Genomic DNA, 21,204 nt, shown 5'->3' with positions numbered 1-21,204 from the left:
CCAACCCACCCTGCGACTCACGGTATTTTCCAAAATATTTTGTTGATGGATGGAGAGCGAATTTTAGAAGCGGAACCTACCATTGGATACATCCATAGGGCGTTTGAAAAAATTGCTGAAAACCGACCTTTTTATCAAATCACACCACTTACAGATAGAATGAATTACTGTTCATCACCTATCAATAACATGGCTTGGTGGATGACTATTGAAAAATTATTGGATATTGAAGTTCCGAAAAGAGCGCAGTATTTAAGAGTTATCGTAATGGAATTAGCAAGAATTACCGATCACTTGATTTGTAATTCAATTCTTGGTGTGGATACAGGAGCTTACACTGGTTTCTTGTATGTATTTCAATTTAGAGAAAAAGTATATGAAATCTACGAAGAAATTTGTGGCGCTCGTTTGACAACAAATATGGGAAGAATTGGTGGTTTCGAAAGAGATTGGTCGCCAGAAGCTTTCCGAAAATTAGAGGTGTTTTTAGAAGAATTTCCTGTTGCTTGGAAAGAATTCGAAAACCTATTTGAAAGAAACAGAATTTTTATTGATAGAACTGTAAATGTAGGTCCAATATCTGCTGAAAAAGCAATGGCTTACGGATTTACAGGTCCTAATTTACGTGCTGCGGGTGTTGATTATGATGTTCGTGTAGCACAGCCTTATTCATCTTACGAAGATTTTGATTTTAAAGTTCCTGTAGGAAAATCGGGAGATACTTACGATCGTTTTTGCGTTCGTAATGCTGAAGTATGGGAGAGTTTGAGTATTATTCGTCAAGCTTTAGATAAAATGCCTGCCGGAAATGAATACCACGCAGACGTTCCCGCTTATTATTTGCCTCCAAAAGAAGACGTTTACCACGATATGGAATCGTTAATTTACCATTTCAAAATTGTAATGGGAGAAGTTCCTGTTCCAGTTGATGAAGTGTACCATGCTGTTGAAGGAGGAAATGGGGAATTAGGGTTTTATTTAGTTACCGACGGAAGTAGAACGCCTTACAGATTGCATTTCAGAAGACCTTGTTTTATTTATTACCAAGCTTATCCTGAAATGATTAAAGGGGCATTATTATCAGACGCGATAGTAATTTTATCAAGTTTGAATGTTATTGCTGGAGAATTAGACGCATAAAAAAATTATAAATTTTGAATTATAAATTATAAATGAATCACTTCATTTCAAAATTAAAATTCAGAATTCAAAATAATAAAAAAATGGAACATACACATTATAAACAAGAAATTAATATCACTGATGCTTTGATGAATCGCATCAATGAGTTGATCAGTCATTATCCTGAAGATAAGAGAAAATCGGCATTGTTGCCAGTTTTGCACGAAGTTCAAGATGCTCATGACAATTGGTTGAGTATAGAATTAATGGATAAAGTAGCCGAAATTCTTCATATTAAACCTGTTGAAGTTTATGAAGTGGTTTCTTTTTACACAATGTACAACCAAAGACCAATTGGGAAATACATGTTTGAATTTTGCCAAACTTCTCCTTGTTGTTTGAATGGTGTGGAAGATTTAATGGATTACACTTGCAATAAATTAGGTGTAAAAGTAGGTGAACCAACTGCTGACGGTCTTTTTGAAGTTCGTGGTGTAGAATGTTTAGGTGCATGCGGTTATGCTCCAATGATGCAATTAGGTGATTTCTATAAAGAGCACCTTACCAAAGAAAAAATCGATCAATTGATTGTTGATTGTAAAGAAGATAAAATTACGTTACACGATAAATAATATGTCACAAAAAATATTATTAGACAAAATTAATGTTCCGGGAATTCGTACCTATGAAGTTTACCGTCAAAATGGTGGTTATGCTTCTGTGGAAAAAGCGATAAAAAAAATGACTCCTGACGAAGTAGTTGAAGAAGTGAAAACTTCAGGTCTTCGTGGTCGTGGTGGAGCAGGATTTCCAGCAGGAATGAAATGGAGTTTTATTGATAAAAAATCAGGAAAACCAAGACATTTAGTATGCAACGCTGACGAATCAGAGCCTGGTACTTTCAAAGACCGTTATTTGATGGAGTACATTCCTCACTTATTAATAGAAGGAATGATAACCTCAAGTTTTGCGTTGGGTGCAAATTTATCCTACATCTATATTCGTGGAGAATACATGTGGGTTTACAAAATATTAGAAAGAGCCATCGCCGAAGCTAAAGCTGCTGGATGGTTAGGAAAAAATATATTAGGATCGGGTTACGATTTAGAATTGTATGTTCAAGTTGGAGCTGGAGCTTATATCTGTGGAGAAGAAACTGCATTGATTGAATCATTGGAAGGAAAAAGAGGAAATCCTAGAATTAAACCTCCATTTCCTGCGATTTCAGGTCTTTGGGCCAATCCAACTGTGGTGAACAATGTGGAAACTATCGCTGCAGTGCCTTGGATTATCAATAATTCAGGGGAAGATTATGCAAAAATCGGTATTGGTCGTTCTACAGGGACCAAATTAATTTCGGCTTCAGGACATATTAAAAATCCAGGAGTTTATGAAATTGAATTGGGATTAAGCGTATACGAGTTCATAAATTCAGATGAATATTTAGGCGGAATGAGTTCTGATCGTCCTTTAAAAGCATTTGTACCAGGAGGAAGTTCGGTACCGGTTTTACCAGCTGATTTAATTTACAAAACTGCAAATGGTGAAGATCGATTAATGACCTACGAATCATTAAGTGACGGTGGATTTGTTTCCGGTTCAATGTTGGGATCAGGAGGATTTATTGTTTACAACGACACTTCTTGTATGGTAAGAAATACATGGAATTTTTCTCGTTTTTACCATCATGAAAGTTGTGGTCAATGTTCTCCTTGTCGTGAAGGTACGGGTTGGATGGAAAAAGTATTGCACCGAATAGAAAACGGTCACGGACGTGAAGAAGATATTGATTTGCTACTTAGCATTCAAAGTAAAATTGAAGGTAATACCATTTGTCCTTTAGGGGATGCTGCAGCTTGGCCAGTGGCTTCTGCAATACGTCACTTTAGAGACGAGTTTGAATACCATATTCGATTCCCAGAAAAAATAAAAAATAGAGATCACTTTGTTGCTGAACCTTTTGAAAAGGTAAAACACTTGGTTTCTAAAATAACAGTATAAAAGTTGATAGTTGATGGTTGATAGTTAATGGATTTCTAAAACTAACAACCAAAAACCAACAACCAACAACCAATATTATGAAAGTAACTATAGATGGTCAAGCGATTGAAGTAGAGCCAGGAACAACAATCCTGCAAGCTGCGCGTATGATTGGTGGGGAGAGTGTTCCTCCAGCAATGTGCTATTATTCAAAACTAAAAGGAAGCGGCGGAAAATGCCGTTGTTGTTTAGTCGAAGTTGCAAAAGGTAGCGAAGCAGATCCAAGACCGATGCCAAAATTAGTGGCTTCTTGTGTAACAGGTTGCCAAGACGGTATGGAAGTAAACAGTAACTCATCTGAAAGAGTAACGGAAGCAAGAAAATCGGTGACCGAATTCTTATTGATAAATCACCCTTTAGATTGCCCAGTTTGCGATCAGGCAGGAGAATGTGATTTACAAAATTTAAGTTTTAAACACGGAAAATCTGAAACGAGATTCATTGAAGAAAAAAGAACTTTTGAGCCGGAAGATATTGGTCCAAATATTCAATTGCACATGAATCGTTGTATTCTTTGCTACCGTTGCGTGATGGTTGCCGATCAATTGACCGACAATCGTGTTCACGGAGTTATGGACAGAGGAGATCATTCCAATATTTCAACTTGCATATCAAAAGCAATTGACAACGAATTTTCTGGAAACATGATAGACGTTTGTCCTGTAGGAGCTTTAACCGATAAAACCTTCCGATTCAAATCGAGAGTTTGGTTTAACAAACCTTACAATGCGCACAGAGATTGCGATAAATGTTGTGGGAAAACTACTGTTTGGATGTTTGGTGACGAAATTCAAAGAGTAACAGGAAGAAAAGACGAGTACCATGAAGTGGAAGAATTCATTTGCAACGGATGTCGTTTTGATCATAAAGAAGTTTCTGATTGGGTAATTGAAGGACCTAGAAAATTTGAAAAAGATTCTGTAATCAATCAAAACAAATACAACAGAAAATTACAACCAGTGCATATTGCTACGGAAGTGGGAATTCTTAAAGGAAGAGACCAAGACCGTAAAAAAATCAGTATGCCAGAGGTGCCATTGAGTAAAGAGGAAGAACAAGAATTTCAAAAAGGTAATCTTTAGATGATGGATAATACTATTATAATCGAAAAAAGTGTCATCATTTTAGTTGTTTTTGCAATTACAATGTTGATGGCTATGTATTCTACTTGGGCAGAGCGTAAAGTGGCTGCTTGGTTGCAAGACAGGGTTGGTCCAAACAGAGCGGGTCCACTTGGATTATTCCAACCGCTTGCCGATGGATTAAAATTATTTTCTAAAGAAGAATTTGAACCAAACACACCTAATAAATTCCTTTTTGTAGTTGGCCCAGCAATTGCAATGAGTACGGCGTTAATGACCAGTGCTGTAATTCCATGGGGAGATAAATTACATCTTTTTGGTAGAGATATTTTACTTCAAGCAACAGATATTAATGTAGCTGTTTTATATGTTTTCGCGGTAGTTTCAGTAGGAGTTTACGGAATTATGATTGGAGGTTGGGCTTCCAATAATAAATTTTCATTGATTGGAGCTATTCGTGCTGCTTCTCAAATGATTTCTTATGAAGTTGCGATGGGGCTTTCGATAATTGCATTATTAATGATGACAGGAACATTGAGTTTAAGAGAAATCTCGGCTCAACAAGAAGGAATGAACTGGAATGTTTTTTACCAGCCGTTATCGTTCTTAATCTTTTTAATTTGTGCATTTGCAGAAACCAATAGAACACCTTTTGATTTAGCGGAATGTGAAACCGAATTAATTGGTGGATATCACACCGAGTATTCTTCAATGAAAATGGGATTCTACTTGTTTGCTGAATATGCGAATATGTTTATCTCTTCTACTATTTTGGCGGTTTTATTCTTCGGCGGATATAATTATCCTGGAATGAGTTGGGCGGTTGAAAATTGGGGAGTTAATATTGCAAATATTTTAGGAATTGTTGCCTTATTTATAAAAATATGTGGATTCATATTTTTCTATATGTGGGTGAGATGGACGATTCCAAGATTTAGATACGATCAATTGATGAATTTGGGATGGAGAATTTTGATTCCTTTATCAATTGTGAATATTATGATTACAGGAATTGTAATTTTAAGACACGAAATAATTGCTTATTTAGGATTTTAAAAATAAATTCAGAAGAAGTAATAAACCCATACAAGCCAAATTAAATTAACATTGTTAGAATATATGAGCCAAGAATTAATCATTTCGGAAGAATTCATAATGAGCAAAATCTTGCTTATTAGAAATAAAAAAGTAATGGTAGATTCAGATTTAGCAAGGCTTTATGGAGTTGAAACAAAACAATTAAAAAGACAGGTTAGAAGAAATTTTGATAGATTCCCTGATGACTTTATGTTTGAATTAACTAAGTCAGAAAACGAAATTTTAAGGAGCCAATTTGGCACCTTTAAACAAGGGGAACATTCAAAATACATGCCAATGGTATTTACAGAGCAAGGTGTGGCAATGCTTTCTAGTGTATTAAATAGTCCGGCGGCAATTAAGGTTAATATTGAAATTATTCGAGTATTTACTAAAATTAGAGAGTTGCTAACTGAATCTTTAAGTGTAAAACTTGAGATTGAAGAAATAAAAAAGAAGCTAATAAATCATGATAAAAACATTGAATTGGTTTTTAACTACTTGGATGAAATGATTGAAAAGCAAGAAAATAAAGTCGAGAGAAACAAAATTGGTTACAAAAAATAATTACAAAAGAAAAATATAATAAATACCCGAAAGCCCTAGCCCTGATTGCAGTGTAAATCCTTTGTGAAACGCAGTGAAACAAAGATTGAAACGGAAAGCAGGATTAAGCTTCAAATAAAAAAATAAAAATGTCAATACAAAGTATGTCCTTATCGGGAAGAAAAAAGGAAGTTTCTAATAAGAAAATGACTTTTTTGGAAAGCATGTATTTGCTTGCGATAATTAAAGGTTTGTTTATTACAATCAAACACTTGTTTCGTAGAAAAGTAACGATTCAATATCCAGAGCAAATTCGAGAAATGAGCCCTGTTTATCGTGGTCAACATATGTTGAAACGCGACGAGCAAGGTCGTGAAAACTGTACTGCTTGTGGTTTGTGCGCATTGTCGTGCCCAGCAGAAGCAATTACAATGAAGGCGGAAGAACGCAAAGCCAACGAAATGCATTTGTATCGCGAGGAAAAATATGCTTCGATTTATGAAATCAATATGTTGCGTTGCATTTTCTGTGGATTGTGTGAGGAAGCGTGTCCGAAAGATGCGATTTATCTTACTATTTCAAAGGAATTGGTTCCTGCAAGCTACGAAAGAGAAGATTTTATTTTTGGAAAAGATCGCCTAGTGATGCCTTTAGACGTTGCTATGCAAAACGCTCAACTTAACAAGGCTAACTAATGACTCCATTTCTAATTATATTTTGTGTATTAGCAGCGATAACATTATCGACCGCTTTTTTGACGGTTTTCACTAAAAACCCAATTCATAGTGCTATCTATTTGGTGATTTGCTTTTTTTCAATTGCGGGACATTACCTATTATTGAATTCTCAGTTTTTGGCTGTAGTTCATATTATAGTCTATTCTGGAGCGATTATGATTTTGTTCCTTTTTACTATCATGTTAATGAATTTGAACAAAGAAAATGAAGTTCACAAACCTCGTGTAACCCGTTTGGGCGCGATCATTTTATTCGGTTTAACTTGTGCTATTTTAATCGCACTTTTTGTGAATTCAAAACCAATTATGGGGGAATATGATGCAACTGGTGAAGATTTTCAATCTATTAATAAGTTAGGAAACGTTTTACTAAACGAATATATGGTGCCTTTTGAATTTGCATCCATTCTGCTTTTAGTAGCTATGATAGGAACTGTTTTATTGTCTAAGAAAGAAAAAATACAAAAATAATATGAACAATGTTTTAAATCAAATAGGGATTGAAAACTATATTTTCCTTGCTGTAATACTTTTTAGTATTGGAGTTTTTGGAGTATTGTACAGACGAAATGCCATTATTGTATTTATGTCAATTGAGATCATGCTAAATGCGGTGAATTTGCTTTTTGTAGCCTTTTCAACTTATCACCAAGATGCACAAGGACAAGTTTTTGTATTCTTCTCAATGGCAGTTGCAGCGGCTGAAGTAGCTGTAGGATTGGCAATATTGGTTTCAATATTTAGAAATTTAGGTTCGATTGATATCGATAATTTAAAAAATTTAAAAGGATAATTTAATGGATACCAATTTAGCTTTAGCCTTACTATTATCACCTTTTATAGGGTTTTTATTCAATGTTTTCTTCGGGAAAAAAATGGGGAAAACACTTTCTGGAACAATCGGAACTTTTACAGTTGTGGTTTCTTTTGCTATTTCAATTTACTTTTTTCTTAAGGTAAATGAAACGCACCAAGCCATTGTAATTAACTTATTTGATTGGATTAAATTCAGTAATTTCAGTGTGAAATTTGGTTTCCTTTTGGACCAATTATCACTTTTATGGTTATTATTTGTAACTGGAATAGGTTCTTTAATTCATATGTATTCTATCAGTTACATGCACGACGATGAAAACTTACATAAATTTTTCGCCTATTTAAATCTGTTTATCTTTTTCATGATTACTCTTGTAATGGGTAGTAATTTACTAATTATGTTTATCGGATGGGAAGGCGTTGGACTTTGCTCTTACTTGCTAATTGGATTTTGGCATAAAAACCAAGACTATAACGATGCCGCTAAAAAGGCGTTTATCATGAACCGTATTGGTGATTTAGGATTGCTTGTTGGTATAATTATCATTGCAAGTTTGTTCAATACATCCGATTTTATTGGAATTCACGAACGCATTTTAGAAGGTACTAATCCAGCAACTCTATTTTGGGTTGGCATTGCAACTTTTGCTTTATTTATTGGTGCAACAGGAAAATCAGCTCAAATTCCATTGTATACTTGGTTGCCAGATGCGATGGCGGGACCTACTCCGGTTTCAGCATTAATTCACGCTGCAACGATGGTAACTGCGGGTATTTTTATGATTACAAGATTAAACTTCCTATTTGATTTAGCTCCAGAAGTTCAAAGCATAATCGCTATAATTGGAGCAATTACTGCACTTGTTGCTGCTACAATTGGATTATTACAAAACGATATCAAAAAAGTATTGGCCTATTCTACCGTTTCTCAATTAGGTTTAATGTTCCTAGCTTTAGGTCTTGGCGCTTATCAGGTTGCGGTTTTCCACGTAATTACACATGCGTTTTTCAAAGCTTGTTTATTCCTTGGTTCAGGATCTGTAATACATGCTCTTCATGGCGAACAAGACATGCGTAAAATGGGAGGATTGAAAAAAGTAATGCCAATTACATTTATTACCATGTTAATTTCTTCGTTGGCTATTTCTGGTATATTCCCTTTTGCAGGTTTTTGGTCTAAAGACGAAATATTAATGACTGCTTTCCATGAGAATTTACCACTTTGGATTATTGGTTCAGTAGCTTCTATTATGACTGCTTTTTACATGTTCCGATTAATATATCTTACGTTCTTCAAAGAATTTAGAGGTACTGAGCACCAAAAAAGTCATTTACACGAATCTCCTTCATTGATTACAATTCCACTGATTGTACTAGCAATATTAGCTACTTTTGGAGGGTTAATTAATTTCCCAGGAAGCTATTGGTTGAACCACTATTTACAACCTATTATTAGTAAAGTAAGTCACGAAGAAGCTTTAAATTCTACTTCCTATATTTTAATGGGAATTGCATTAGTAGGAGCAATTGTTGGAATTACAGTTGCTTATATTAAATACATTAAGAAAAGTGAATTACCATCAGAAGATGAGAATATCGCTGGTATTTCAAAAATAATTTACAATAAATATTACGTAGATGAAGCCTATACAATACTAATTGTAAACCCATTAAATGCTATTTCTCGTTTCTTTAGAGACAAACTTGAAACCGGATTATCGAAATTGGTATTCGGTTTTGGAAAAGCAACAGAGGCAATTGGAATACAAGGAAGAAAAATTCAAAGTGGAAGTATTGGATTGTATCTTTTTGCTTTCGTTTTGGGTGTTTGCGTGATATTAACCTGTTTATTTATAGCTCAATAATTATACTATGAATGTATCGATACTTTTAATTTTACTTTTGGTTGGCGCGGTAGCTACCTTTTTTTCAGGTAATAAATTAGCCTCAAAAGTTGCTTTATTTTTTAGTGTAACCATTTTCGGATATGCGTTAATGTTATTGAACCGATTTAACATTGGTTTCGATATTAGTTATTTAACTCCTTGGATTGTAAATCCTAATGTTTCCATGATTCTTGAAGCAGATGGATTGTCAATGGCAATGGTGCTATTAACTTTAGCTTTAACACCAATTATTATCTATTCATCATTTGCAAACAACTTCAATAATAGCAAAACTATCTATGCTTTAATTTTGTTCATGGCTTTTGCAATGTGTGGTACATTCTTAGCTGGTGACGGAATTTTATACTATATGTTTTGGGAATTATCATTAATTCCGATTTATTTTATAGCATTAATTTGGGGTAACGGTGATGCCGAAGAACGTAAAAAAGCGGTAGTTAAATTTTTCATTTATACTATTGCAGGATCGCTATTCATGTTGGCCGCTTTCGCTTACTTATATACCAAAACAAACAATTTCCTTTTGGTAGATTTTGCAAAATTGAATTTGACAATAAATGAACAATTTTGGATTTTCCTCGCCTTCTTTTTAGCATATGCAATCAAAATTCCATTAATACCTTTTCATTCTTGGCAAGCCAATGTGTATCAAAAATCACCAACTGTAGGAACCATGTTGCTTTCTGGAATTATGTTGAAAATGGGATTGTACAGCGTGCTTCGTTGGCAATTACAAATAGCTCCACTTACAGCTAAAACTTACATTTTTGTTTTCGTAGCTATCGGAATTGCGGGAACTATTTATGGATCTATCGTGGCTTTGCGCCAAAAAGATCTAAAACGACTATTAGCTTATTCTTCATTAGCTCACGTTGGATTAATTACAGCAGGTGCTTATACTTTAAATATTGATGGTTTAATTGGTACGGTTTTACAAATGATTGCCCACGGATTTGTAATTGTAGGATTATTTCTTGCTGCAGAAATCATCAATCGCAGGTACCAAACAAATACAATAGAAGAACTAGGTGGTATTCGCACCCATGCGCCAAAATTTACTTCTCTATTCATGATTTTAGTTTTGGCTTCGGTAGCCTTGCCTCCTACCTTTAATTTTATTGGGGAATTTACAGTTCTTTATAGCATCTCTCAAATTAATCTTTGGTTCACAGTTTTAGGTGGTACAACAATAATTTTAGGAGCTTATTATATGTTGAAAATGTTTCAAACAACAATGTTGGGAGAGACAAATACTAAAGTATTTTCTGATATTACTTGGAATGAAGGAATTTCATTATCAATAATTGTGGCAGTTTTATTCTTTTTTGGATTGTATCCAAAACCTATAATAGAGCTAATTACACCGTCATTAGAATCGATATTAGTAAGTATCAATAGATTTGGTTAAGAAATTAAATTAATAATAATATAACGATTTACAACTAAAGTTCGCTTTCAGTTTACAATCTAAAATTTAAAAAATGAATACATTAATAGCAACAATAGGATTAGGTGTTTTATGCCTTTTATTTGAAATCATGAATTTCAGAAAAGCAATTATTCCAGTAACAATTCTTGGATTAATGGGAATATTAGGCCTAACACTTTCCGAATTAAATTCGCCAGCAACCTACTATAACAATATGATTGTGGTCAATAAGTTCTCTGTTGCTTTCACGAGTTTATTCATCGTATTAACTATTTTCTTGGTAGCACTTAGTGATAATTTTTACGAAAAACACCAAACAAAAATCTCCGATTATATTGCTATAAAAATATTCTTATTGTCGGGAGCAGTTGCCATGGTATCCTTTGGGAACTTATCAATGTTTTTCCTAGGAATAGAAATTCTATCCATTTCACTTTATGTTTTAGCGGCTTCAGATCGTATGAATATAAAAAGTAACGAAGCCGGATTAAAGTATTTCCTAATGGGTTCTTTTGCATCAGGGATATTACTTTTTGGAATTTGCTTAATTTATGGCGCAATGGGAACTTTTGATATTACTGAAATTAGTGAATATACCCGATCTGCCGAATTGCCTTCGTGGTTTTTCATTGGAATTATATTATTAACTATTGGGATGTTGTTCAAAATTGCAGCAGTACCGTTTCACTTTTGGGCTCCAGACGTGTATCAAGGGGCTCCAGCATTAACAACAGCTACGATGAGCACACTAGCAAAAGTAGTTGCAATGGCGTCTTTATATAAATTACTAACTGCAATGAACGTAGAAATTACTTACGGATTTCAGATTGTAATTGTAGTTATTGCAATTGCTTCGATGACCGTTGGAAATATCATGGCATTAAAGCAAACGAATGTAAAACGTATGTTGGCTTTTTCAGGTATTTCTCACGCAGGATTTATGCTAATGACATTATTAAGTGCTACAACAGCGGCGGGGAGTTTATTGTATTATGCAACCGCTTATTCACTTGCTGGAATTGCTGCCTTTACAGTTTTGCTATACGTTTGTAAAGACAAAGGGAACGAAGAAATTTCTCACTTTAATGGATTAGGAAAAACCAATCCTATTCTAGCAGCTGTACTTACGGCTTCTTTATTATCTATGGCGGGTATTCCAGTTTTTGCAGGATTTTTCGCTAAGCTAATGTTGTTTACACAAACCATTCAATCGGGTTATTTAATCGTAGTTATTGCAGCTGTTATCAACTCGATTATTAGCATTGGTTACTATTTCAAATTAATTTTGGCAATGTACACAAAAGACGCTACTGAAGAAAAACAAGAAACACCATTTGCATTTTATGCAGTTGCAGTTCTATCAATAGTGATGAACTTAGTTATTGGATTATATCCAACTTTAATCATGCAATTGTTAAGTTAATAGTCATTTAAATAATATAAAAAAACCATCAATTGCTTGATGGTTTTTTTATGGAAATTAATATCTTTACTTAAATTAAATCCCATATAAAATAATTATGAAGCCCATTGAGATTAAAAGAATTGCGTCAAACGATGTTGTAGCATTGCAAAACATTAGTAGTCAAACATTCATTGAAACCTTTGCCGAGGTAAACACCACGGAAAACATGGCTTCCTATTTAGCTGAAGAATTCTCTTTAGAAAAATTATCTTCAGAATTAAATAATCCAAATATCGAATACTATTTTGCAAGTATTGGTGAACAAGTTATAGGCTATTTAAAACTCAATTTTGGCATAGCTCAAAAGGAATTGCAAAATGAAAACTCACTTGAAATTGAACGAATATATGTTTCCAAAGAATATCTAGGAAAGCAAGTTGGCCAGTTACTTTTAGGGAAAGCTATTGCTATTGCAAATGATAATAAATTAGATTTTGTTTGGTTGGGAGTTTGGGAGAAAAATCAAAGAGCCATTCGGTTTTATGAGAAAAATGGTTTTGTAGTATTTGATGAACATCTATTTATTTTTGGTAATGACAAACAAACCGATTTATTAATGAAATTAAAATTATAATATGAAGAATTTAGAAACACTTTTGAACCAATTTGAATCTAGAATTCCGCTTTATGCAAAAGAAAATTCTGAAATTTCTAAATCAAATGTTGGGTGGCACATTGAACATTCCCTTTTAACTATAATGGGGGTAACAAAAGTTGTTTTACGATCCAACCCATTAAATTATAAATGGAAATTTAAATTGAGTCGTTTTTTAATATTTACTTTTGGTGAAATTTCAAGAGGAAAAGTAAAGGCGCCCGATGTAGTGGTTCCAAAAAATGAAATTACAGAGACTCAATTGTTATCAAATATAGAATTAACTAGAAAATTGATTTTGGAATTAAAATCCGTTTCAAATAAACATTATTTTGAACATCCTTATTTAGGAAAATTGAAAAAAAAGGACACTATTCGTTTTTTAGAAATTCATACGAACCATCATTTGAAAATTATTGATGACATTTTGAAGTCATAACTATTCTTCTTGTATCGCTTTCTTTTTTTCAAATGTTAATACCAATGCTGGTAATACTAATAAGTTAGCAAACATTGCAAAAAGTAAAGTACAGGAAATTAATCCACCAAGAGCTACCGTTCCGCTAAAACTTGAAAGGGTAAAAATAGCAAAACCAAATATCAAAACGATAGAAGTATAAAAAGTGCTTACCCCCGTTTCTTGCAAAGCGCTAAACACCGATTTTTTGATTTTTCCGTTATTCATTATTAGGTCGTGACGGTATTTTGCCATAAACTGAATGGCATTATCAACAGAAATTCCAAAAGCGATACTAAATACTAAAATGGTAGATGGCTTTAAAGGAATTCCCAAATAACCCATTAATCCCGAAGTAATACAAAGCGGTAAAATATTGGTAATAACCGATACAAAAATCATTTTTGCTGAACGGAACATATAAGCCATTAACCCAGCTATTAATAAAATTGCAAAAATTAATGACTCAATTAAATTATTAATTAAATAAGAAGTGCCTTTTTGAAATACTAATGCTTTACCGGTTAATGTAACTTCATAACGCTCCTCAGGGAAAATTTCCTCAATTTTTGTTTTTAATTTTTCTTCAATATTAGCCATTTCTTTAGTGCCAATATCTTTCATATAGGTAGTGATTCTTGCATATTGACCAGTTGAATCAACATAAGTTTTCATCAAGTTGTCCTTGGTATTTTTAGATGCATTCTTCGCATACGAAAGTATAAAAGCTTGCTCTTGTGAAGTAGGTAATTCATAATATTCAGGATTACCATTATAGAATGCTTGCTTAGAATATTTCACTAAATTCACCACTGAAACTGGCTTTGAAAGTTCTGGAATTTGTTCGATTGTTTTTTGTAATTCGTCCATTTTCTTCATGGTCGATAACTTCATAACCCCTTTTTTTTGTTTGGTGTTAATCATTATTTCAAGCGGCATTACCCCGTTGAATTCTTTTTCATAAAATAAAATGTCTTTAAAAAACGAAGCACTTTTTGGCATTTCGCCAATTAAACTTCCTGAAACTTTCATTTGCATTACCCCAACAATACTGAATAAAAGGAATAAAACATAAACCGTATATATATAATTCCGTTTGGTTTTCACGACGTTTTCAACCCAACCTAAAACAGAAGACAAATAGTTTTTACTTAAATGATAAAGGTGTTTTTCATTTGGCATTGACATAAAACTATACATTATTGGCACAATTAAAAGCGTCAATAAATAAACTGTAATCACGTTTATTGAAGTTACTAAACCAAATTCATAAAGGAGTTCATTTCCGGTAATCATGAAGGTTGCAAAACCAACTGCTGTAGTAAGATTAGTCATTAAAGTAGAAACTCCAATTTTAGAAATTACTCGTTGCAAAGCTTTGGCTTGGTTTTTATGTAATTTAATCTCCTGTTGGTATTTATTGATAAGAAATATACAGTTTGTAATTCCAATTACAATTATTAAAGGCGGAATTATTGCTGTTAAAATTGTTATTTTATAATTAAATAATCCTAAGGTTCCAAAGGACCACATTACTCCAAAAAGTAAAATAAAAATAGATATAAATGTTGCTCTAAACGAACGGAAAAAGAAGAAAAAGATGAGTGAAGTAATTAATAATGCCGCACCAATAAACAGACCGATTTCCCCTTTCATGTTCTCGGCATTTATAGTTCTAATATAGGGCATTCCTGAAACTCGAAGATCTATTCCAGTACTTTTTTCAAACTTATCAATTTTTGGAATTAGCGTTTCAATTATAAACGTTTTCCTCTCTGCTGTATTAACTATCTCTTTTTTTAAGTAAACTGCAGATCGAATACTTCCTGATTTTTTATTGAATAAAAGCCCTTCGTAAAAAGGTAAATTAGTAAATAATTCCGTTTTAATATTTTGTAAATAAACTTGATCACTTTTCTGATTGTTATCAATAAGTGGAACCAATTCAAATTTTTGAGCAAGGGTGTCTTTTTGTAGTTTTTTTAGGTCGCTAATAGAAACCACCAATTCTACATTCTTAGATAATTTTAGCCCTGACATCAATTCATTCCATTCGGAAAAGGCTTTTGGAGTGAAAAATTTTGGGTCTTGAAAACCAATTACGATTAAATTCCCTTCTTCACCAAATTTTGACAGGAAGTCATCATACTGTTGGTTAACGATATGTTTTTTTGGAAGCAAGTTTGCTTCGGTATAAGTCATGCTTAAATTTTTCCATTGAAAACCTAGGAAAATAGTAATGACAATAATGGCAATTAAAATGGTAATTCTATTGGTAAGAATCAAACGGGCGATGTATTCCCAAAAACCAACTTTTAATTTCTTTTTCATATTCGATATTAACGCGAGCAAAGGTAATTAAAACATAGAAAAATTAAAGTGAATCAAATAATTATTTAATTAAAAATTCGTAAATAAATAAAAACCGAATTTTACTATTTGTAATGAATTATGAATTGTAATAATTCATATATTTGATTTTTGAAACTTTGCATATAATTACTGCATATTAGCATATGAAAAACTTTAAAAACACTTTCTTTTACCTTATTGTAACTGGAGGTTTCACTGCGTTAATTTATTGGATTATTTCAAAAGGTAAGTTTTTAGAATCTATTAAAACGGCTTCTATCGTTTTAACTCCCTCTGATCATTGGAATGAATTTATCAATTCTATGGTTATCAATTTCAATGATCCTTTAGCAATTTTATTGGCACAAATAATTACCATAATTATAGTTGCACGCTTTTTTGGGTGGATTTTCAGAAAAATCGGTCAACCTTCTGTAATCGGAGAAATAATTGCAGGTATATTTTTAGGACCTTCATTACTAGGAATGTATTTTCCGGAGTTTTCTATCGTATTATTTCCTACACAATCTTTAGGAAATTTATCGTTCTTAAGTCAAATAGGTTTGATTCTTTTCATGTTTGTAATAGGTATGGAATTGGATTTGAAAGTACTTAAAAACAAAGCAAACGAAGCAGTAGTAATTAGTCATGCAAGTATCGTAATCCCTTTTGCATTAGGAATTGGATTGGCATTTTATGTATATCAAACTTTTGCTCCTGAAGGAATTTCGTTTTTATCTTTCAGTCTATTTATGGGTATTGCTATGAGTATTACTGCATTTCCAGTATTAGCAAGAATTGTACAAGAAAGAGGAATTCATAAAACTAGGTTGGGTGCTATTGTAATTACTTGTGCTGCCGCAGATGATATAACAGCTTGGTGTTTACTTGCGGTCGTAATCGCAATTGTAAAAGCAGGCGCATTTGAAAGTGCTTTATATGTAATTGGGCTTTCTATCCTTTATGTTCTTATGATGCTTTTTATAGTAAAACCATTCTTGAAAAAAGTAGGTGATTTATATTCAAAAAGTGAAAATTTAAGTAAACCAGTAGTTGCGATATTCTTTCTTACACTGATTTTATCTTCCTATGCAACAAATATAATCGGAATACACGCCTTATTTGGTGCCTTTATGACCGGTGTAATTATGCCGGATATTTCAAAATTCAGAAGTATATTTATTGAAAAAGTTGAAGATGTATCTGTAATTTTATTATTGCCATTATTCTTCGTTTTTACAGGTTTAAGAACGCAAATCGGATTGATTAACGATCCTTATATGTGGCAAGTTACCGGTTTCATTATTTTGGTAGCGGTAGTAGGAAAATTCTTTGGAAGTGCTTTAGCTGCAAAATTTGTAGGACAAAGTTGGAAAGACAGTCTTACAATTGGGGCCTTAATGAATACTCGTGGGTTAATGGAATTGGTAGTTTTAAATATAGGTTTGGACCTTAAAGTACTTACTCCTCAAGTATTTACCATGATGGTTATCATGGCTTTAGTTACCACTTTTATGACTGGTCCAGCATTGAATTTGATAAATTGGGCATTTAAATCTAAAAATCAATTTGTTCCAGAGGAAATCAATAGCAAAAGTAAATTCAAGATTTTATTGTTTTTTGGAAATAATGAAAAAGGGAAATCCTTGCTTAGATTAGCAAGCAGCTTGGTGAGAAAACAAAAAGAAAATGTAAACATTACTGCAATGCACTTGGTATTAAGTGACGAAATGCACGTTAATAATATGGAGGAATATGAAACTGATAGTTTCCTTCCCATTTTAAATGAATCAAAAATTTTAGACCAACAAATTACTACAGTTTTCAAAACTACTGTTGACGTAGAAACTGATATAGTAGAAATTGCAAATCAAGGAGAATATGACTTGCTTCTGGTAGGGCTTGGGAAATCAATTTTCGAAGGAACACTTTTAGGAAAAGTACTAGGATTTACGACAAGAATTATAAATCCAGATCGTTTAATTGACAAGTTTACAGGAAAAGAAGGGTTGTTTGAAAACTCGCCTTTTGATGAAAGAACAAGACAAATTATCTCAAAAACTAAAATGCCATTAGGAATATTAATCAACAAAGATCTACAAAATGTAAATCAAGTTTTTATTCCAATATTTAGTGCTGAAGATGGATTTTTATTGGATTATGCACAAAAATTAATCTACAATAACGATTCTAAAATTGCTGTTTTGGATTGCAATGGTCAATTAAAAAATAACTTTATAATTGCAAATGCTGTTGATTCTTTAGAAAATAACTATCCCAGTAATATGACTATATTAACTAATAAAGTCATTGAAAAAGAATTGTTAAAACAACATGATTTAATGGTTATTAGTCTAGAAAGTTGGAAAAAACTGGTAGATTCTCAAAGTGATTGGTTGAGTGATATTCCTTCTGTATTGATAGTAAAACCGTAATCACGAAAAAACTTCTTTCAAAACTTCTACCGATTTTGGTTTTCTGAATCCTTCTAAATGATAACTGTAATAATCAATTAGAATTTTTAATAGTAGCTGTCTTTCAATTACATGAAATGTTTTGATATCGCTTTCCAATTTTAAATTTATTAATTTTTTGAAAAGCAAAGTTTCGTGTTCAGATAAAGAACTTACAGCGCTAAAAGGTGAAAAATTACCTTCTTTCATTTCAAAAAACGGAAATTCCATTTCGGAAATATCAGGATAAAATCCCAAGTACTTAGATGCTTCTAATAAAAAAATAAGATGAAAATTAGCCATGTCTTCATGAGCGTCAAGCCATAATAAAGAAGTCTCAAGATAAGTAAATAGGGCCTCATTTTCTTCCTCTTCATGAATAGAATAATGCATCATTTCGGATAAAAATAGTACAATAGTACTTTTTACAACATCGCTATGAATAGTTTGAAATGGAACCGCAAGTTTTATTTCTTTAAAATTTTCGAGTGTTCCCTTATTCTTATGAACAGCTTCAATTTCTAATAATGAAAATGGCTGGAAGTACGCGATTTTCTGATTTGATTTTCTTGATGAAAATGCATCACGAACAAAGTACGATTTAAGCCCATCAGAGAGTGTAAAGCATTTTACAATTAAGCTTTTCTCTTGATATTTTATTGATGAAATTACAATCGCTCTGGTTTTTACTACCATTTTTTTGTTTATAATTCTAGAGATTAATAAAACTCAAAGTAAATCACCTAATTATCATTACTTTTTTAACTGTAGTATCCGTTCCATCTTGTGAAGAAATAAATATCATATAAACACCTGAAGCCACATTATAGTTTCCAAAAGCTTTGGTATCCCATTCTATTGTTCCGCCTTGAGAAATAGTTTCATAAACTAAATTTCCCTCAATGTCTGTGATTTTAACATTGCATTTATTCGATAATCCGCTCACTTTTACAGTACCTTCAAACTCTGGTCGTACTGGATTTGGATAAACATTTACATTGCTTAAATCGGTGCTTGCTATAGTGGAAGTTCCTTTATAGGAAACCATACCTTTGTCAGTAGCAAAGAAAACCTCACCGGTTGTTGGGCTAATATCAATATCATTTATAGCGTTACTTGGCAATGGAGAATTACTACTTGTAAAACGGCGAAGGGTTTGTTGACCGTCTGAAGAAAATTGGAAAACTCCGGAATCGGCAGTTCCTACCCATTTATTATTGGCTCCATCCACAACAATATCAGTAATAAACTGTTCGTATAATAGTTCTTGCGCCAATCCATTTTCTAAAATAATTATAGGATTTGATGTTAATTGATCATCAGTTGAAAAACGATCAACGCTTGAAAGTACTCTTAATCCACTGGTGGTTCCTATCCAAAGTTGATTTCTATTATCTATTGCAATTACCCTAGCATCAACAACTGGTAAATTACCTAAATCTGCACCCCGAGATATTTTCTTAAAAACATTTCCTGTTTCATTGTAGGCAATTACACCATCATAACTTGATGCCATCCATTTTGTTCCGTTTTTATCAACTAAGACTTCTCCGTAACTATTTTCATAATACCTTTGGGAAATAGGTTCAATATTTACACTTGACCAGGAGCCTTGAGTTGAGAGTTTCTTTAACCCATTTTTTGACCACCCATTTCCAACCCATAAATTACCGGATTTGTCAAATGCCGCACCATTAATTCGTAAATCTTTATAATTTGGATTTGGAGGATTTAAAATTAATGACTCTAATGAGCTGTTGCTCTCATCATACAAAACGGTTGGAATATCATTTTCAACTTTTAACAATCCTGAGAAAAAGGAACTTATATAAACTTGATTGCTATTATTTGGATTTATGGTAATTTTAGAAAGTGCCTTTGCTCCTAATACAGCTGAATAAGGAGTGTTTTGCCATCCGTTTTCAGTAAATTTACTATACCCATAAGTATTTAATCCATTATTATCATAAGTATATGGATTGTAATCAGGAGAATATCCGCCATAAACTGCCCATACATTTTTTGTAGAAGCATTTATAGCAAATAATGCATTCCTAGAAGGTCCGTCGGGACTTAAAAAGTTAAAAGTAGTTGGGTTATCAAGCGTTGTAATAATTATTCCATCTTCTAATGTGCCTAAATAAATTACATTTCCAATGAGAGTTGCACAGGTAAATTTTGCTGAAATATTTGGAATTTGATTGCTACTTATTTGCAACAGCAAAGTCAAATTTTGGTTGTAAATGGAAACACTTGTTTGTGTAGAAATTAAAACATAATTTCCACTAGCTCTTAAATCAATCGCGCCTAGAGGAAGTGTTGTAAATGAGGTAAAAATAGAACCATCAAGTTTAAAAACCGCACCCCAATTTGTAGTAGCAACTACTTGCGTTCCAAAGGTTTCAACTCCTGTAAAACCGCCGCCTATTACTTGCGTCCATTGGTTGTAATCATTCAGATTAGGATTGGAAATACTAGCGGTTTTTATACCTGCTATGGTTGCCGCATAAATTATTCCATTGCTAATAGCGGTTTGTGATACTTTAATTTCAGCACCTAAATCTCCTATTCTGTAGGTGTCCCCAAAGCCTGAAGTGGCTAAATTATATTGTACAATTCCAAAATCGCAGGATACATATAGAATACCATTGTATTCCATGAAATGATTGATGCGTTTTAAATTTTGATTAACGCCATTGGTAATGATATCAACTATGTTTAGCATGGATCCATCGGCATCATTCACAATCATAATTAAACCATTTTCATAACCAATAATAGTTTTATTAAAAGCAGTACTGTGGTACATTGAAGTAATCGTTTGCCCTGAAAGTCCGTCGATAGTATTGGTTGTTTTTATTGAATTCGTAGTAAGATTTTTTGAAAACAAAGCATTTTCAGCTGCTGCAAAAAAAACTGTTGGCGATTGAGAAATGTCCTTAATTTCTTTATAAGAAAAATAGCCCTTCCAAAATTGACTGTTTTGGGAAAAGCCAATTTGAATAAAAAATAAAGCAATGAATAATGCTAAAGGGTATTTCATTTTAATTCTGTTACAACTACAAATATACTATAAAACGGAATTATTATCGTTTTCATATGCAAACAAAAAAATGCCCCACAAATT

At 32.8% G+C, this 21,204-nt stretch carries 18 protein-coding genes; 15 read left to right on the top strand and 3 right to left on the bottom strand.

The features are described 5' to 3' along the window. From AC9UFV_RS03350 to AC9UFV_RS03285, 14 genes are all read left to right on the top strand, one after another. A partial coding sequence (locus tag AC9UFV_RS03350; RefSeq protein WP_509572760.1) for an NADH-quinone oxidoreductase subunit D occupies nt 1–1,140 on the top strand: 1,140 nt, incomplete at its 5' end. 83 nt (nt 1,141–1,223) lie between these two features. Then, nucleotides 1,224–1,754 (top strand): complex I 24 kDa subunit family protein, encoded by a 531-nt coding sequence (locus AC9UFV_RS03345; RefSeq protein WP_509572757.1) that lies wholly within the window; start codon nt 1,224–1,226, stop codon nt 1,752–1,754. Between the two features lies 1 nt (nt 1,755). Further along, nucleotides 1,756–3,123 (top strand): NADH-quinone oxidoreductase subunit NuoF, encoded by a 1,368-nt coding sequence (gene nuoF / locus AC9UFV_RS03340; RefSeq protein ID WP_509572754.1) that lies wholly within the window; start codon nt 1,756–1,758, stop codon nt 3,121–3,123. 77 nt (nt 3,124–3,200) lie between these two features. Further along, nucleotides 3,201–4,244, top strand: coding sequence for an NADH-quinone oxidoreductase subunit G (locus AC9UFV_RS03335; RefSeq protein ID WP_509572752.1), 1,044 nt, complete (start codon nt 3,201–3,203; stop codon nt 4,242–4,244). 3 nt (nt 4,245–4,247) lie between these two features. Further along, nucleotides 4,248–5,300 carry an NADH-quinone oxidoreductase subunit NuoH gene (gene nuoH, locus AC9UFV_RS03330; protein WP_509572763.1) on the top strand — a complete coding sequence of 351 codons (1,053 nt, stop codon included), beginning with the start codon at nt 4,248–4,250 and terminating at the stop codon, nt 5,298–5,300. A 63-nt stretch (nt 5,301–5,363) separates the two neighbouring features. Beyond that, the gene (locus tag AC9UFV_RS03325) at nt 5,364–5,888 is read left to right on the top strand and encodes an ORF6N domain-containing protein (RefSeq protein ID WP_509572750.1); all 525 of its coding nucleotides are present in this window, start codon (nt 5,364–5,366) and stop codon (nt 5,886–5,888) included. A 128-nt stretch (nt 5,889–6,016) separates the two neighbouring features. After that, complete coding sequence (locus AC9UFV_RS03320; protein ID WP_509572748.1) at nt 6,017–6,562, top strand: NuoI/complex I 23 kDa subunit family protein; 546 nt, start codon at nt 6,017–6,019, stop codon at nt 6,560–6,562. Continuing rightward, complete coding sequence (locus AC9UFV_RS03315) at nt 6,562–7,074, top strand: NADH-quinone oxidoreductase subunit J family protein (RefSeq protein WP_509572746.1); 513 nt, start codon at nt 6,562–6,564, stop codon at nt 7,072–7,074. The genes AC9UFV_RS03320 and AC9UFV_RS03315 overlap by 1 nt, the downstream gene beginning before the upstream one ends. A gap of 1 nt (nt 7,075) precedes the next feature. Then, entirely contained in the window at nt 7,076–7,396 is a 321-nt protein-coding gene (gene nuoK, locus AC9UFV_RS03310; RefSeq protein WP_027310278.1) for an NADH-quinone oxidoreductase subunit NuoK, read from the top strand. Between the two features lie 4 nt (nt 7,397–7,400). Then, entirely contained in the window at nt 7,401–9,284 is a 1,884-nt protein-coding gene (gene nuoL, locus AC9UFV_RS03305; protein WP_509572744.1) for an NADH-quinone oxidoreductase subunit L, read from the top strand. Nucleotides 9,285–9,291: 7 nt separating this feature from the next. Next, entirely contained in the window at nt 9,292–10,734 is a 1,443-nt protein-coding gene (locus tag AC9UFV_RS03300) for a complex I subunit 4 family protein (RefSeq protein WP_509572742.1), read from the top strand. A 73-nt stretch (nt 10,735–10,807) separates the two neighbouring features. Continuing rightward, a complete protein-coding gene (locus tag AC9UFV_RS03295) occupies nt 10,808–12,178 on the top strand; it encodes an NADH-quinone oxidoreductase subunit N (RefSeq protein WP_509572740.1) in 1,371 nt (456 codons plus the stop codon). Between the two features lie 97 nt (nt 12,179–12,275). Next, complete coding sequence (locus AC9UFV_RS03290; protein WP_509572738.1) at nt 12,276–12,794, top strand: GNAT family N-acetyltransferase; 519 nt, start codon at nt 12,276–12,278, stop codon at nt 12,792–12,794. Between the two features lies 1 nt (nt 12,795). Then, nucleotides 12,796–13,254 (top strand): DUF1569 domain-containing protein, encoded by a 459-nt coding sequence (locus AC9UFV_RS03285; RefSeq protein WP_509572736.1) that lies wholly within the window; start codon nt 12,796–12,798, stop codon nt 13,252–13,254. Here the strand turns inward: AC9UFV_RS03285 and AC9UFV_RS03280 are convergent, their stop codons facing one another. Further along, a complete protein-coding gene (locus AC9UFV_RS03280) occupies nt 13,255–15,603 on the bottom strand; it encodes an efflux RND transporter permease subunit (RefSeq protein WP_509572734.1) in 2,349 nt (782 codons plus the stop codon). Between the two features lie 185 nt (nt 15,604–15,788). Here AC9UFV_RS03280 and AC9UFV_RS03275 point away from each other — a divergent pair, with 185 nt between their 5' ends. Then, nucleotides 15,789–18,059 (top strand): cation:proton antiporter, encoded by a 2,271-nt coding sequence (locus tag AC9UFV_RS03275; RefSeq protein ID WP_509572732.1) that lies wholly within the window; start codon nt 15,789–15,791, stop codon nt 18,057–18,059. Here AC9UFV_RS03275 and recO read toward each other — a convergent pair whose 3' ends face one another. Both recO and porZ read right to left on the bottom strand, forming a co-directional pair. Further along, nucleotides 18,060–18,773 (bottom strand): DNA repair protein RecO, encoded by a 714-nt coding sequence (gene recO, locus AC9UFV_RS03270; RefSeq protein WP_509572730.1) that lies wholly within the window; start codon nt 18,771–18,773, stop codon nt 18,060–18,062. It abuts the gene before it with no gap. A 43-nt stretch (nt 18,774–18,816) separates the two neighbouring features. Continuing rightward, entirely contained in the window at nt 18,817–21,120 is a 2,304-nt protein-coding gene (porZ, locus tag AC9UFV_RS03265; RefSeq protein ID WP_509572728.1) for a type IX secretion system anionic LPS delivery protein PorZ, read from the bottom strand. Nucleotides 21,121–21,204: the final 84 nt, after the last annotated feature.

The sequence above is a fragment of the Flavobacterium sp. genome (genome assembly GCF_044349645.1).
Lineage (GTDB): Bacteria > Bacteroidota > Bacteroidia > Flavobacteriales > Flavobacteriaceae > Flavobacterium.
This window is presented reverse-complemented; position numbering and strand designations above follow the sequence as displayed.